15 protein-coding genes are annotated in these 14,006 nt (G+C 60.3%); 13 read left to right on the forward strand and 2 right to left on the reverse strand.

The genetic code is table 11. The features are described from left to right. The first annotated feature begins 311 nt into the window (after nucleotides 1-311). The 8 genes from P7F60_RS11110 (at nucleotide 312) to P7F60_RS11145 (ending at nucleotide 6,242) form a co-directional block, all read left to right on the forward strand. On the forward strand, nucleotides 312-584 hold the full coding sequence (locus P7F60_RS11110; protein ID WP_149737036.1) for a hypothetical protein: 273 nt from the start codon (nucleotides 312-314) through the stop codon (nucleotides 582-584). Between the two features lie 294 nt (nucleotides 585-878). Further along, the gene (locus P7F60_RS11115) at nucleotides 879-1,298 is read left to right on the forward strand and encodes a hypothetical protein (protein WP_277917796.1); all 420 of its coding nucleotides are present in this window, start codon (nucleotides 879-881) and stop codon (nucleotides 1,296-1,298) included. 88 nt (nucleotides 1,299-1,386) lie between these two features. Then, complete coding sequence (locus P7F60_RS11120) at nucleotides 1,387-1,608, forward strand: hypothetical protein (protein ID WP_277917797.1); 222 nt, start codon at nucleotides 1,387-1,389, stop codon at nucleotides 1,606-1,608. 6 nt (nucleotides 1,609-1,614) lie between these two features. Then, nucleotides 1,615-3,078 carry a TolC family protein gene (locus P7F60_RS11125; protein WP_277917798.1) on the forward strand — a complete coding sequence of 488 codons (1,464 nt, stop codon included), beginning with the start codon at nucleotides 1,615-1,617 and terminating at the stop codon, nucleotides 3,076-3,078. Between the two features lie 15 nt (nucleotides 3,079-3,093). Next, on the forward strand, nucleotides 3,094-4,452 hold the full coding sequence (locus P7F60_RS11130; protein WP_277917799.1) for a copper oxidase: 1,359 nt from the start codon (nucleotides 3,094-3,096) through the stop codon (nucleotides 4,450-4,452). A 33-nt stretch (nucleotides 4,453-4,485) separates the two neighbouring features. After that, nucleotides 4,486-4,965 (forward strand): plastocyanin/azurin family copper-binding protein, encoded by a 480-nt coding sequence (locus P7F60_RS11135; protein ID WP_153312728.1) that lies wholly within the window; start codon nucleotides 4,486-4,488, stop codon nucleotides 4,963-4,965. 18 nt (nucleotides 4,966-4,983) lie between these two features. Beyond that, complete coding sequence (locus P7F60_RS11140) at nucleotides 4,984-5,268, forward strand: copper-binding protein (RefSeq protein ID WP_149737031.1); 285 nt, start codon at nucleotides 4,984-4,986, stop codon at nucleotides 5,266-5,268. Between the two features lie 524 nt (nucleotides 5,269-5,792). Beyond that, nucleotides 5,793-6,242 carry a DUF411 domain-containing protein gene (locus tag P7F60_RS11145; RefSeq protein ID WP_277917800.1) on the forward strand — a complete coding sequence of 150 codons (450 nt, stop codon included), beginning with the start codon at nucleotides 5,793-5,795 and terminating at the stop codon, nucleotides 6,240-6,242. 10 nt (nucleotides 6,243-6,252) lie between these two features. Here the strand turns inward: P7F60_RS11145 and P7F60_RS11150 are convergent, their stop codons facing one another. Then, nucleotides 6,253-6,657 (reverse strand): MerR family transcriptional regulator, encoded by a 405-nt coding sequence (locus P7F60_RS11150; protein ID WP_188129318.1) that lies wholly within the window; start codon nucleotides 6,655-6,657, stop codon nucleotides 6,253-6,255. 53 nt (nucleotides 6,658-6,710) lie between these two features. Between P7F60_RS11150 and P7F60_RS11155 the strand changes: the two genes are divergently transcribed. From P7F60_RS11155 to P7F60_RS11175, 5 genes are all read left to right on the forward strand, one after another. Beyond that, nucleotides 6,711-7,490: a glutaredoxin family protein gene (locus tag P7F60_RS11155; RefSeq protein ID WP_149737027.1), complete on the forward strand. Its 780-nt coding sequence runs from the start codon at nucleotides 6,711-6,713 to the stop codon at nucleotides 7,488-7,490. A 123-nt stretch (nucleotides 7,491-7,613) separates the two neighbouring features. After that, on the forward strand, nucleotides 7,614-7,967 hold the full coding sequence (locus tag P7F60_RS11160) for a hypothetical protein (RefSeq protein ID WP_277917801.1): 354 nt from the start codon (nucleotides 7,614-7,616) through the stop codon (nucleotides 7,965-7,967). A gap of 74 nt (nucleotides 7,968-8,041) precedes the next feature. Further along, nucleotides 8,042-9,508, forward strand: a complete 1,467-nt coding sequence (locus P7F60_RS11165; protein ID WP_277918171.1) for a multicopper oxidase domain-containing protein — start codon at nucleotides 8,042-8,044, stop codon at nucleotides 9,506-9,508. Nucleotides 9,509-9,521: 13 nt separating this feature from the next. After that, nucleotides 9,522-11,738, forward strand: coding sequence for a copper-translocating P-type ATPase (locus P7F60_RS11170; protein ID WP_277917802.1), 2,217 nt, complete (start codon nucleotides 9,522-9,524; stop codon nucleotides 11,736-11,738). After that, complete coding sequence (locus tag P7F60_RS11175; protein ID WP_277917803.1) at nucleotides 11,735-11,920, forward strand: DUF2933 domain-containing protein; 186 nt, start codon at nucleotides 11,735-11,737, stop codon at nucleotides 11,918-11,920. The genes P7F60_RS11170 and P7F60_RS11175 overlap by 4 nt, the downstream gene beginning before the upstream one ends. A 50-nt stretch (nucleotides 11,921-11,970) precedes the next feature. Here the strand turns inward: P7F60_RS11175 and P7F60_RS11180 are convergent, their stop codons facing one another. Continuing rightward, nucleotides 11,971-13,728, reverse strand: a complete 1,758-nt coding sequence (locus P7F60_RS11180; RefSeq protein WP_277917804.1) for a penicillin-binding protein 2 — start codon at nucleotides 13,726-13,728, stop codon at nucleotides 11,971-11,973. Nucleotides 13,729-14,006 lie beyond the last annotated feature (278 nt).

Genomic DNA, 14,006 nt, shown 5'->3' on the forward strand with positions numbered 1-14,006 from the left:
GCGCGATTCGTATGCCGCTGTCGCGTTCACAAGCCGGGAAGCCGGAAAAATCAGGCATTGTTACGGCGGAGCGCTACGTTTACAGCCAGCGCACCTGACGCATAGCGAGTTCAGCCGTTCACGACGATGTATTTTTCGATCCGGCCAGAGTTCTCTTCGATCATTCGCCCCTTTAATGGACCCCTCCGCGGATTCAGGCGCGCCCGATCGCCGTACTTTACAAAATTGTAAAGTTCGCGAGAGGGCCATGTCAGAACGTCGATCTATTGTCTCCATGCTGCAAACCGCAGCTTTCATGCGAGGAGATCATCATGAAGACAAAGTTCGTAACGGCATTCATTGTCCTGGCATCGACCGCAACGTCCGCGTTTGCGACTGGACCACTGAGCGAGAGGGCAAGCAACGTTGACCGGATCGTCCAGGGCCATGGTCGAGCTGGCGAGAGCGCAGTCGCATCTTCGGACCGCTCGGTATCGTTTGAAGTACTCGCCGATGGCCGTGTTCGTCGGACCAACGCCAAGTACGGAACAGTTACGTTCTCCGATCCGGCGGCGGAAGCTCTCCGGGCTCGCAACCGTCACTGATCAGGGTGTTTGCGTAGTCGGCCTTGTTATGAAGACGATATCCATCAGGTTCCTGGCACAAGCGCTGGGGAGCATCCTTTTCACCACGGCGTGGGCCGAGCACGAGCGGGTGTTCCGCGTGGGAAGGGAAGAACCGTCGCGCCGGAGTTCAGCGCGACGCGTTTCAGGCTGAAACCATGATCAAAGTGTCCCGGTGTCCTCAGATGCATCGGGAGACACCCTCCGCGTCGTGTTGGCATTGCCACACAATCAACGCGAATGGATGATTGAAGACTACGTCGATTGACAAGCTCGATGGCTCTGGCGATCCTTGAAGGCATGAGCGGGATGTATCGAATCACATCTAAAGCGATGGCACTGTTGTTCAGACTGGTGATGATACTGTCACTGGCTGGCTACAGCTTTTCCGCCGTCAATGCTGCGATGCATCCCGAAAGCGCGCCTCAAGTCTCCCAGATGGAGAACGATCATTCGTCCCACCACGGCAACGATCACAGTGCCATGGTCCAGTCGGATGATCACGGCGACCAGCATGATCACAGCAGCCCGGAGAAGACAAAGAACTCCTGCTGCAAGGACTACTGCGGTGTCGCCGCCATCACGTGCACTGGCTCTTCGCTGAGCCACCCGCGCGTGGTCTCCATCCGCGAGTTCGCTGACGACACGGACACCGTCGGCGAAGCTCCGAGCCTTCATCGTCCACCTAATATCTGAGAACTAGCACCCGCACTGCGGGTCTTGCTGTGCGTCCGCGCGCTACCGCGTGGCCGCACAAACGCGATCTTATTCTCGGATTCTCACCATGAAACGTTTGTTCCTGGTGGTTGCCATGCCGCTCGCTGTGAGCGGATGCGCGTCCACCCTTCCTGAAGTCGTAGCCATCGCCGACAGTCCCGACACTGTGTCGGACGCTCGCCCTGTCCGTTATCAGAGCCCCATCGGTGGATACACCCACCGCGTTCCCGTCGATCCGAAGCCCTGGCGGGATCTCAACGATTCCCAGGCCCCGAAGAAGAAGGGCTGAGGGAAAATGATGCTACGCAACATCAAGATCATTTCCGCCGTCGCTCTGCCATTGGTAGCCGCCGGGTGTGTGACGACCGACTATTCGGCTGTTGACACAGGGTTCGCGAACGCGTCGCTAAAGAGCGGCGAGGCCACGGGCAAGCAGACCGTCTGGATCCAGAATCAGAAGCAGGCCCAGGCGACCCGTGATCGGGTAAAATCGCTTATGGCGAAGAAGACCATCGACGTTGAGACAGCCGTCCAGGTCGCGCTCCTCAACAACAAGGGTCTTCAGGCATCCTATGCGGATCTCGGCGACAGTTCCGCCGACGCATGGCAGACACAGCTTTCTGTGTTTCCGACGTTTTCGGTCGGTTTGAGCGGGATCGGCACGCCTGGTCTGGAAGCCTACCGGATTCTCGAAGGCGCTATCGCGGCCAACATCCTCGCGCTCGCGACCTACGACCGGAACATCAAGCTTGCCGACAACCGTTTCCGGCAGGCCCAGCTCAAGGCATCGATCGCCACCATTTCGCTCGCCGCGGAAACCCGACGCGCGTGGATCAACGCCGTCGCGGCCTGGGAGAACGTTGCCTACCTGAACCAGGCGAAGAACGCCGCCGACGCTTCCTCCGAACTCGCCAAGAAAATCGGCGAGGCTGGCTCCATGCCCAAGGGCGAACAGGCCCGCGAGCACGTCTTCTATGCCGAGCTGACGGGTGACACGGCCAAGGCCCGGCTGGAAGCGAAACTCGCCAAGGAAGAACTCGTCCGGCTCATGGGCCTGTCGGGAACGGATATCGACTTTCAGATACCGAACCGCCTTCCGAACCTGCCGAAGGCGCTGATCAAGCGGGACGACATCGAAGCCGAGGCCATCCACAAGAGGATGGACCTGCAGGTCTCACGGCTCGAGCTTCAAGCTACGGCGAAATCCTACGACCTCACGAACGCAACGCGCATCGTGACGGACATCGGACTCGTCGGCACATGGGAGAAGGAGCGCGAGCGCGAGGACGGCAAGATCCTCTCCGACATCTCGAAGACCGCATCTCTCGAATTCACGATCCCGATCTTCGACTCCGGCCAGGCGCGGCTGCGCAAGGGCGAGCTGGCATACATGCGGGCGGCAAACCAGTTGGCGGCGCTGGCTGTAAACGTCCGGTCGGAAGCGCGGTCGGCTTATGTGGCCTACAGATCGAACTACGACATTGCCCGGCACTATCGCAACAACGTCCTGCCATTGCGAAGTGCGATCGAGCAGCAGTCGATGCTCAACTACAACGGCATGATCACCAGCACGTTCGAACTCATTTCGGACACGCGCGACAAGATCACTTCCACAATCCTTGCCGTCAACGCAAAGCGCGACTTCTGGCTTGCCGAGGCGAACCTCGCTCCCGTCATCTACGGCGGAAGTACAGGGTCAGGCGCAGCGGAGACGGAAGTCGCGTCTGCGGCAGAAGCGGCGCCCGCGGGCGGACACTGAGAAAGGAAAACGAGAATGTTCAGTAGAAGACAATTGCTCGGAGCAGGTGCTGCCTCCGCCGCCCTCGTCTCCTCCCAGTCCTGGAGCCAGACAACCAACATGGGTCTGCCGGAAGCCGCCGTCATGGAATCGGCGGCGACCCAAAAGCCCGTGAAGCCCTCGGTCGGCCCGGACTACAATCCGGTAGTAACTCTCAATGGCTGGACCCTGCCCTTCCGTATGAACAACGGGGTCAAGGAATTCCACCTCGTCGCAGAACCTGTCGAACGCGAGATGGCTGAAGGCATGACTGCTTACCTGTGGGGCTATAATGGTCAGTCGCCGGGTCCGACCATCGAGGCCGTCGAAGGCGACCGCGTCCGGATCTTCGTGACCAACAAGCTGCCGGAGCACACCACCGTCCACTGGCACGGCATGATCCTGCCGTCGGGCATGGACGGCGTGGGCGGCCTTTCGCAGCCGCATATCCCGGTCGGCAAGACGTTCGTCTACGAGTTCGACCTCGTGAAGTCAGGGACGTTCATGTACCACCCCCACTCCGACGAGATGGTGCAGATGGCGATGGGCATGATGGGCTTTTTCGTGGTCCATCCGAAGGACCCGGCGTTCATGCCCGTCGATCGTGACTTCGTCTTTCTCCTCAGCGCGTACGACATCGATCCCGGCTCATATGTACCGCGGGTCATGGAGATGACCGACTTCAACCTGTGGACCTGGAACAGCCGCGTGTTCCCCGGCATCGATCCTCTGGTCGTATCGAAGAACGACAAGGTCCGCGTGCGGGTTGGAAACCTGACGATGACCAACCATCCGATCCACATGCACGGCTACGACTTCGAGGTGACCTGCACCGACGGCGGTTGGGTGCGGCCGGAGGCCCGCTGGCCCGAGGTGTCGATCGACATCCCCGTTGGGGCGATGCGCGCATACGAGTTCGACGCAAAATATGTCGGCGACTGGGCGATCCACTGCCACAAGTCGCATCACACGATGAACGCGATGGGCCACGAGATCCCGACCTTCATCGGGGTCGACAAGAAGGAAGTCGCCAAGAAGATCCGACAGTTCCGCCCGGAATACATGCCGATGGGTACCGCAGGCATGGCCGACATGGGCGAGATGTCGATGGAGATCCCGGAGAACACCGTTCCCATGATGACTGGCTGGGGCCCGCACGGCCCCATCGAGATGGGCGGCATGTTCTCCGTGGTGAAGGTCCGCGAGGGAATATCCGCGGGCGATTACACCGATCCGGGCTGGTACGAGAACCCGCCCGGCACGCAGGCCTGGGAGTGGACGGGCAGCCTGCCCGACGCGACTAAGGCAAAAGACGCGAAGACGCAGCTACCTTCGAAGCATTCGAACCACGGCTGACACCCCTCCTGAACAACCAAAAAGGAAACAAATATGAGAAATGCAATCATCGGCATGCTTCTAGCAACCGCCCTCACTACTCCTGCTCTCGCATCGGGCAGCCACGCAGGAGGACATGGCGAGGCCATGGCCGTCGGCGAGCCGGGCGACAAGTCCAAGGTCACGCAGACCATCCGCGTCAGCATGAAGGAGACACCGGACGGCAAGATGGTTTTCACCCCGAACAACTTCAAAGTCCGCAAGGGTCAGACCGTACGCTTCACGATCAAGAACGAAGGCGAGCTCGATCACGAGTTCGTTCTCGACCAGGAAGACAAGGTCATGGAGCACAAGGCTGTCATGGAGAAGTTCCCAGACATGGAACATGACGACCCCAATGCCATCCGGCTCGCATCCGGCAAGTCCGGCGAGATCGTCTGGAAGTTCACCAACGACGGAGTGTTCAAGATCGCCTGCCTTGTTCCCGGCCACTACGACGCTGGCATGCACGGCGACGTTGCTGTCGCCAAGTAACCTGAAAGGAACTCGAAAATGAAAAACATCATCAAGCTGGGTCTCGCAGCGGCGATCGCCCTCTCCTCGGCAGCCGGCGCGTTCGCCCAGGAGTTCACCAACGGCACCGTGAAGAAGCTCGACGCGAAGGCAAAGAAGGTCACCCTGATCCATGAAGAGCTCAAGGGTCTCGAGATGCCTGCGATGACCATGGTCTTCGAGGTCAAGGACGATGCCCTCCTGACAAAGCTCAAGGAAGGCGCGAAGGTCCAGTTCGTTGCCGAGCGCGTCAACGGCAAGCTTACCGTCACCCAGGTCAAGTGACGCTGAGGCGGCCGCGCTCGCCGATTGGGGGCGCGGCCGCCAGCCTCAGGAAGTGGGCTGCTGGCATAGGACCTTCCACAAGTCCTGCATCCAGTCCCCAGAGAAAGACGGCTGGGGCATGAGATGGGTGAAGCGGCCGACCTTCACTGCTCCAGGTGCTTCGCATCTTACCCGGACGGCATGCGCACTATGGTCCACGAAGAGGGTATCCCCGCCCGGCGACATCTCCGTTAGGCCGATTCCGACTTCGTAGTCGTACTGCATGTCATCTGGCCTCATGGACGATGTTATGGCGAGGCTGATGGTTCGGCTGTCGGAAAAACGGGCAATGTGGAAGGGCTGGCGTTCTTCGGCTTGAGCGCTTGAACATAGGACTGCGGATGCTGCGACAAGAATACTGATGCGGCACATGAGCACCTCCCGGTACTATCATGCCAGTATAACACAGCGAATGCGTACGCGACAGATTATCCGTTAGACTGCAGTGGGTCTGCATGGTGCGGGCACTAGGAAAGGAAGAGACGATGAAACGTAGGCAATTCATCTGCATGGCAGCGTCGGCGGTGCTTCTCCCTGGCGCGGCCGTGGCAAGCATGCCGAAACTGGTTGTCCATAAGGATCCCTACTGCGGCTGTTGCGAGGCGTGGGCTTCTGCGTTTGCCGATGCGGGCTTCGAAGTCGATCTCAGAAATGAGAACGACATGGACGCAATCAAGGCGAGGCTGAAAATCCCCGCATCCATCCAGGGATGCCATACCGCGACTGTGAACGGATACTTCCTCGAAGGACACGTTCCTCTGGAAGCCGCACAACGACTGCTCGCGGAAAAGCCAGCGCTCGCAGGTCTGGCCGTCGCAGGCATGCCGAAGGGATCCCTCGGCATGGGCACTGATCCCGGTGCATCCTACGATGTCATGGCGATACCGAAGGACGGTGGTGCGCCTTATGTCTACATCGCCGTCAGACCAAAGTGACCGCGTCCCGTCAGATACCGAACGACGACAGGATCGGGCATGGCCCGGTCTTCCCGGATGCGCACTCCCCCACGAGCCGCTTGAGCGCAATCCTCGCCTGATCCAGCTCCGCGATGCGGGCTTCGAGGGCCTCAAGCCGAACTTTCGCGAGCCTTCGTGCAGTTTCCCGATCGTCTCCGGCATCGAGATCCATGAGTTCCTTGATTTCCTCAAGCGTGAACCCCGCGGTCTGCGCCTGTCTGATGAACATGAGGCGGCGGAGATCATCCTCCCCGTAGTGCCGAACACCCACGTGCTTCTTCGGTGTCGTCAGCAGCCCTCGCCGCTGATAGAAGCGAATAGTCTCTACCCCGACGTTTCCGGCCGCAGCAAGTTTTCCAATCGTCATGTCCATTGGCTGTTGACTCCGTACCACGGTACGGAACGTATGGTCATGCCAACGTTTTCACAAGACAAAGGAGAAGTGAAATGTTGGACAAGGTCCAGAACACGAAGAAAGCGGCCATCTACCGCATGGTGATGCCGGGCCATACTTGCCCTTACGGCTTGAAGGCCAAATATCTGCTCGAGCGTTACGGCTACGAGGTCGAAGACCATCACCTGGAGACGCGCGAGGAAACCGACGCGTTCAAGAAGGAGCACGATGTCGCGACCACGCCGCAAGTGTTCATCGACGGCAGGCGCGTCGGCGGACATGATGACCTGCGCAGGTTTCTCGGCAAGAAGGTTGCCGATCCCAAGGCGACGACCTACCGCCCAGTCATCGTGCTCTTTGCCATGACCGCGCTGACAGCGATGGCGACAAGCTATGCGGTCAGCGGCGATCCTTTCACGCTGAGAGCGGCTGAATGGTTCATCGCCTTCTCGATGGTCGTGCTCGCGCTTCTGAAGCTTCAGAACGTCGAGACCTTCGCCACCATGTTCCTGAACTATGATCTGCTCGCGAAACGGTGGGTTCCGTATGGCTACGTCTACCCTTACGCGGAAGGCCTCGCGGGCATCCTCATGGTGGCGGGCGCCCTCAACTGGATCTCCATCCCCGTCGCCCTTTTCATCGGCACCATTGGCGCTGTGTCGGTCTTCAAGGCCGTCTACATCGACAAGCGGGAGCTGAAATGCGCATGCGTGGGCGGATCCAGCAATGTCCCGCTGGGTTTCATCTCGCTCACCGAGAACCTGATGATGATCGCTATGGCCATCTGGATGGCGGCGGCCACCCTGGGCTTCATTGGCGGCCACGCAATGTGACCCGTGCTGCCCGCTGATGCCAATCGGAGATGCCGTGATGCATCTCCGACCCACTTGATGAAGATCAACGCAAGCGTATCCTAGCGCGGTAGATTGTTCCCGTGCGAAACTGGGCAGAACAAGATGAACCTGCGGAAGCTTTCACCGCTGATGTTGAGGATTTGCGTGGTCATTGTTGCCGTCGCCGTCCTCTTCAGCGCGCCCGCCTCCCAAGCCGCTGCTCATCACACCTGCTCTACGGAGACCAGTGTTTCCGTCGGACATCAGCATAGCGGCGACCATCATTCGAAAACGAAGACCGTGCTTGCCGATCAGGCTTGCTGCAGCACAATCTGCGCCGTTTGTCTGCTTATCCTTCCCACGCCTACCGAGTTGTCGTCCGTGTCGATGCTGCTCACCCGAACCTCGGATCTGCAGGATCATCTGACCGGGGTAGCCCCCTCGCCTGCCCTTAAGCCCCCGCAGTCCGCCGCCTGATGAATCCGTCCGCCTTCCAGCGGAAAACCATCATCAGCAATGTCGGCATGCCGACAAGGACAAAGAGGCATATCATGTATCGCCGCCAATTTCTGAAGACGCTAGCCGCAGGGGCGGCAGCCGTCTCTCCCATCCTCAATTCCAGAAGTGCGTTTGCGAATCCCGCCGCCGTGGATCTCATCATCGGAACCAGAACCCTGGAGGTGAACGGCAAGGCCGCCAGGGTCTACGGGCTGGCCGACCGCAACAGCAGGCCCGGTCTGGTCCTTGATGCAGGCTCGGACTTCAATGTCCGCCTTATCAACGAGTCCAAGGAGGACACGCTCATCCATTGGCACGGCTTGACACCGCCGTGGGACATGGACGGCGTACCGGAAAATCCGGCCGCGCCGCTCCCTGCCGGACAGAGTCGGGAATACACCTTCCCTGTCGGACCCGGCGGCACACACTGGATGCATGCCCATACGCTTCAGGAGCAGAGCCTGCTTGCGGCACCGCTCATCGTCCGGACGGCCGAAGACAGAAGCCGGGACGAACAGGAAGTCGTGGTCCTGCTACATGACTTTTCCTTCAAGTCACCCGAGGAGCTGTTGGAAACCTTGAAGGGCGGCAGTTCCGGCCACGGAGGGATGCAGTCGGGCCAACAGAACATGATGCAGACTATGACGAACATGCAGGGGCACCAGATGCCGATGACAGGCATGTCGACGATGAGTATGCCGATGAAAGGGATGTCGTCACCAGACCTGAACGACATCGAATACGACGCATATCTCGCCAACGACCGCACGCTGGACGATCCCGAGGTCATCAGAACCGAGAAAGGGGGTCGCGTTCGGCTTCGCATCATCAACGGAGCGACTGCCACTGCATTCACGGTCGATACGGGAGCGATCGTCGGCAATCTGATCGCCGTGGACGGCATCGATGTCGAGCCCGTGGCGGGAAGCCGCTTCCCGATCTCAATGGGCCAGCGCCTGGACATCCGGCTCGAGCTTCCAGCAGGTTCCGGTTCATATCCGATCCTCGCTCTCCGCGAAGGCGCGACGGAGCAGACCGGAATTGTCCTCGCAACCAGCGGCGCGACTGTCGCGAAGATCGGCACCACCTCTTCAGGCCCAGGGCCTGTTCTCGATCTCGGTCTCGAGCAGCAGCTCCGTGCAAGGAGACCTATTTTCCCGCGCGTGCCCGACCATCAGTTCACACTGACACTGGGAGGTGACATGGCCGCATACACTTGGAGCATATCGCCCGGTGCACCGCTGAAAGTTTCCAAGGACAAGCGAGTTCGCCTGACGATGCGGAACATGTCGATGATGGCGCACCCCATGCACCTGCACGGGCACCACTTCCAGGTCTTGCGCGTCAACGGCCGTGATATCAGCGGGGCTGTCCGGGACACCGTCCTCCTGCCCCCGATGGCAGAGGTCGCGGTGGAGTTCGATACGGGCAATCCCGGCAACTGGCCACTGCACTGCCACCATCTGTATCACATGGCGACGGGGATGATGACCTATGTTTCCTACAACGGCGCGATCTGATCAGGAGACCGACATGGCACACGACCATTATGGACATCCTCACCACCACGATCGCGAGAATGGGCACCACAAGGGCAATGTGGTTCCTCTCAAGGGGCATCAGCCGCCCACCGGGCAAGGAACAATCTTCACGTGCCCGATGCACCCACAGGTCAGGCAGACCGGGCCAGGCAATTGCCCGATCTGCGGAATGACACTCGAACCGGAATCACCGACGATCGCTTCCGGCCCAAGCCCCGAACTTATCGACATGCGACGCAGGTTCTGGATCGGCCTCGTGCTGGCGCTTCCCGTCCTCGCGTTGGAAATGGGCGGGCACCTGACGAACCTGCACATGCTGCTCGGGCCGCAGACATCCAACTGGATTCAGATGGTTCTGGCCACTCCCGTCGTTCTATGGGCGGGCTGGCCTTTCTTCGAGCGCGGCTGGCAGTCCCTGGTGACGCGCCATCTGAATATGTTCACCCTCATCGCGATGGGTACGGGTGTCGCGTGGATCTACAGCGTCGTCGGGACGGTCCTGCCAGGAGCGTTTCCGGAAAGCCTGCGCTCGGCCGAGGGCACGGTCGCGGTCTATTTCGAGGCGGCCGCCGTCATCACGGTTTTGGTGCTGCTCGGCCAGGTGCTAGAGCTTCGGGCGCGCGAGCAGACGGGTGGCGCAATCCGGGCGCTGCTTGATCTGGCACCGAAAGTCGCACGACGCGTGAAAACAGACGGAACCGACGAGGACATCGGGCTTGACGCGGTCGCCGGGGGAGACAGGCTGCGGGTACGTCCGGGGGAGAAGGTGCCCGTCGACGGCACACTGCTTGAGGGTCGAAGCTCCGTCGATGAGTCTATGATCACGGGGGAGTCGATGCCTGTGACCAAGGCGGTCGGAGCCAACCTGATCGGGGGTACCATGAACCAGACTGGCGGCTTCATCATGGAGGCAGGCAAGGTCGGGCGCGACACCATGCTGTCCCAGATCGTCAGGATGGTGGCTGAAGCGCAACGGTCCCGCGCTCCCATTCAGCGGCTTGCGGACGAAGTGTCCGGCTGGTTCGTCCCCGTGGTGATCGCGGTCGCCGTCTTGTCCTTCATTATCTGGATGCTGGTCGGGCCGGAGCCGCGGTTTGCGCATGGCCTCATAGCGGCGGTGGCGGTCCTAATCATCGCCTGCCCCTGTGCACTGGGTCTAGCAACTCCGATGTCCATCATGGTGGGAGTGGGCCGAGGCGCAAGGCTCGGCGTGCTCATAAAGAACGCCGAGGCTCTTGAACGCTTCGAAAAGATCGACACCTTGGTCGTCGACAAGACCGGAACCCTGACCGAAGGCCACCCCAAAGTTACCGCGATTGCACCCCGCGAGGGCATTTCCGAAGTGGACCTTCTCAGGCTCGCTGCCACCTTGGAGCGGTCGAGCGAGCACCCGCTGGCGTTGGCGATCGTAAACGTGGCCAATGAGCGCAAAATCCCGCTCGGCGACGCACAGGACTTCGACAGCCCGGTGGGTAAGGGTGTGACGGGCACGGTCGAAGACAGGAAGCTAATTCTGGGCAGCCACCGGATCATGGGGGAGGCCAGTGTCGATGTGTCAGCGATGGCATCGACGGCCGAGGAGCTGCGCGGCGAAGGCGCGACTGTCATCTTCATGGCGGCCGACAACGTTCTGGTAGGCCTGTTCGCCATAGCAGATCCGATCAAGGCGACCACGTCTGACGCAGTCAGGACGCTTGTGAATGAAAACGTTCGGGTGGTCATGCTGACTGGTGACAACCGGACGACCGCCGAGGCTGTGGCGCGGAAGCTCGGCATTACCGAAGTCGAGGCCGAAGTCCTGCCGGAGGACAAGAGCAAGATCGTCGCCCGACTCCGGAAAGAGGGGCGCATCGTCGCCATGGCCGGGGACGGCGTGAACGACGCTCCCGCACTGGCGGCAGCGGATGTCGGCATTGCCATGGGGACAGGCACCGACGTTGCGATCGAAAGCGCCGGGGTGACCCTTCTGAAGGGCGACCTGCAGGGCATCGCCCGCGCCCGGCAGTTGAGCCGGATGACGATGCGGAACATCCGCCAGAACCTGTTCTTCGCGTTCATATACAACGCCGCCGGAATTCCAGTCGCGGCGGGCGCCCTCTACCCGACGTTCGGGCTTCTTCTGTCGCCAATCATTGCCGCCGCGGCAATGGCCCTGTCATCGGTCAGCGTGATCGCCAACTCACTCAGACTGAGGAGCGTCAATCTATGAACTCGTCTCGCACATGGCTTCTGATGGCTGCCTCGCTCGTCATCGTCGTTGCCTTCTTCATTCTGCGCGAGCACTGGGGGCATGCCCGGGGTCTGGCACCATATCTCCTATTGCTCGTCTGCCCCCTGATGCACCTGTTTCATGGTCATGGCGGCCACGATCACAAGGATCGCTCCCGCTAGGCCCGATGCGCATCGTCGGCGCGGCGGCCATCGTGTGCCGGACGAGATATTCAGTAGTCCGCCACTAGATAAGGTTGCGCGCTCGATCCAAAGCTGGGCTGCACCCCGAGCAATGGGGCGGTGCGCGCGATGATCTGCTTGACCATCGGAGCTGCGGTGGAGGCCGCAGTCCGCCCCCCATGCTCTCCGGTCTTCGGTGCATCGATGATGCTCAGCACGACGTATTTCGGCTTGTCCATCGGGTAAGCCGCTACGAAGGCATTGAAGTTGACATCGCTCGCGTATCGCCCGTTGATGACCTTGTCCGCAGTTCCAGTCTTCCCGCCTACCCGGAATCCTTCGACCTGCGCTGCTCGGCCGGATCCCTTGGTACCGTTCCACGAAAACAGGTAGCGCATGTCGGTGCTTGTCGATGACTTGACCACGGTCTTCGCGAGCTCCGCGGCCGCCTCGGGAGCGCGGGGAAGAAATGTCGGTGGCAGCAGCTTGCCACCGTTGATCAGGGAGGCCGCCGCGACCGCTGTCTGAAGTGGTGTGGTCGCAACTCCATGGCCGAAGGAGATCGTCACCGAGTTGATCTTCTTCCAGGTGCGCGGCTGAGTTGGTGTAGCCACCCCCGGCATTTCGGTCTCCATCTTCGAAAGCAGACCCAGCCGTGTGAGGAATTCCTGGTGGCCCTCGATGCCCACCCTGTCCGCGACGGCCGCGGTACCGATGTTCGAAGAGTACTGGAAGACCTCAGGGATGCTAAGCGGCCTGTTCTTGCCCTTGAAGTCCTTGATGGTGAAACCGCCCATCCGGATTGGTCTTGAAGCATCTACGACTGTGTTGAGGTCGATCTTGCCAGCATCGAGACCCATGGCAAGGGTGAAGCTTTTGAACGTCGACCCCATCTCGAAGGTCGCGTTGCTCATCCGGTTGAACCAGCCTTTCTCGTATTCCTTGTCGATGCGGCCGTCGGCAAGCATCCGGGAAGGCTCGTTCGGATTGTAGTCTGGCACCGACGCCATCGCGAGAACCTCGCCCGTCTCCACGTCGATGATTGCCGCGCCGGCGGCTTCCGCTTGATAGGATTCCATTGCCTTTGCGGCAACATCGCGGACGATGGTCTGTGCACGGATGTCGATCGACAGGCGCACGGGTTCAAGTGGCGCGCCGCTCGTCATGCCGAGCTGGCGGAGATCGGCCAAACCCTGCTGATCAAGGTAACGCTCCATACCTGCGAGACCCTGATTGTCGATATTGACGTGGCCGACGATGTGGGAGGCGGTCTCGGCACCGGGGTAGAAGCGCCGCTTTTCAGGACGAAAGCCGATGCCCGGAATACCCAGGGCCAGAATATCGGCCTGCTGCCTGGGAGTGAGTTGGCGCTTCAGCCACTGGAACGCCGTTTTCGAACGTAGCTTCTGATGCGTCTCCCGCCAGTCGAGGTTGGGGATTACCGAGGAGAGCTTCTCTACGACCTCGTCGGGATCAACGATCCTGCGTGGATCCGCATATAGGGAGGTCATGTTGAGATCGGTCGCCAGTAGCTCTCCGTTCCGGTCCAGAATGTCCGGACGGGATGCAACCATGGCAGGATTGCCGATCGATGCCGTCGTCAGCGGCTCGGCAAACCCGTACCAGACAAGGCGGCCTCCGACGACCGAGAAGCAGACCGCGAACCCGGCTATCAGGATGCCGACGCGCTGCCTGGCCTGACTTCGCCTTCGCGCACCTGCCCCCACAAGCGGCGCTCCTGACGCACCCGCCCTGCTCTTCAGGCTGAAATGGGATCGGCTTCGGAGCCGCACAACGAATGAGAGCATTGCAAACCGACCTGTGAGAAGCATGCGCCGACGCAGAGAGCCTGTGTCACGAGATGATCCGAACCTTTACACAGCATTGATGACAGCCAACGGCAAATTGAAACAAGCACTGCCGATCATTAAAAACTGCATAAATATACAGTTAGGGTTGCACTTTCTTACGGGCCGAAAATTAACGAAGTGCAACCAGCGAATGACGTGGCGATAGCAATTCCGTGAAAGACGCTGCCCATCAAAACGGGGCACCCGCAAGCACGAGCAAATAGCTGTATGCTGCC

Source organism: Rhizobium sp. YJ-22 (assembly GCF_029601685.1).
Classification (GTDB): domain Bacteria; phylum Pseudomonadota; class Alphaproteobacteria; order Rhizobiales; family Rhizobiaceae; genus Metarhizobium.

What these genes read in the sequence shown, in the direction of transcription:
- P7F60_RS11115 (WP_277917796.1), top strand. Translation starts at nt 879, where the DNA reads ATGGCTCTGGCGATCCTTGAAGGCATGAGCGGGATGTATCGAATCACA.
- P7F60_RS11180 (WP_277917804.1), bottom strand. Translation starts at nt 13,728, where the DNA reads ATGCTCTCATTCGTTGTGCGGCTCCGAAGCCGATCCCATTTCAGCCTG.
- P7F60_RS11165 (WP_277918171.1), top strand. Translation starts at nt 8,042, where the DNA reads ATGTATCGCCGCCAATTTCTGAAGACGCTAGCCGCAGGGGCGGCAGCC.
- P7F60_RS11145 (WP_277917800.1), top strand. Translation starts at nt 5,793, where the DNA reads ATGAAACGTAGGCAATTCATCTGCATGGCAGCGTCGGCGGTGCTTCTC.
- P7F60_RS11175 (WP_277917803.1), top strand. Translation starts at nt 11,735, where the DNA reads ATGAACTCGTCTCGCACATGGCTTCTGATGGCTGCCTCGCTCGTCATC.
- P7F60_RS11130 (WP_277917799.1), top strand. Translation starts at nt 3,094, where the DNA reads ATGTTCAGTAGAAGACAATTGCTCGGAGCAGGTGCTGCCTCCGCCGCC.
- P7F60_RS11140 (WP_149737031.1), top strand. Translation starts at nt 4,984, where the DNA reads ATGAAAAACATCATCAAGCTGGGTCTCGCAGCGGCGATCGCCCTCTCC.
- P7F60_RS11155 (WP_149737027.1), top strand. Translation starts at nt 6,711, where the DNA reads ATGTTGGACAAGGTCCAGAACACGAAGAAAGCGGCCATCTACCGCATG.
- P7F60_RS11125 (WP_277917798.1), top strand. Translation starts at nt 1,615, where the DNA reads ATGATGCTACGCAACATCAAGATCATTTCCGCCGTCGCTCTGCCATTG.
- P7F60_RS11135 (WP_153312728.1), top strand. Translation starts at nt 4,486, where the DNA reads ATGAGAAATGCAATCATCGGCATGCTTCTAGCAACCGCCCTCACTACT.
- P7F60_RS11160 (WP_277917801.1), top strand. Translation starts at nt 7,614, where the DNA reads ATGAACCTGCGGAAGCTTTCACCGCTGATGTTGAGGATTTGCGTGGTC.
- P7F60_RS11110 (WP_149737036.1), top strand. Translation starts at nt 312, where the DNA reads ATGAAGACAAAGTTCGTAACGGCATTCATTGTCCTGGCATCGACCGCA.
- P7F60_RS11120 (WP_277917797.1), top strand. Translation starts at nt 1,387, where the DNA reads ATGAAACGTTTGTTCCTGGTGGTTGCCATGCCGCTCGCTGTGAGCGGA.
- P7F60_RS11170 (WP_277917802.1), top strand. Translation starts at nt 9,522, where the DNA reads ATGGCACACGACCATTATGGACATCCTCACCACCACGATCGCGAGAAT.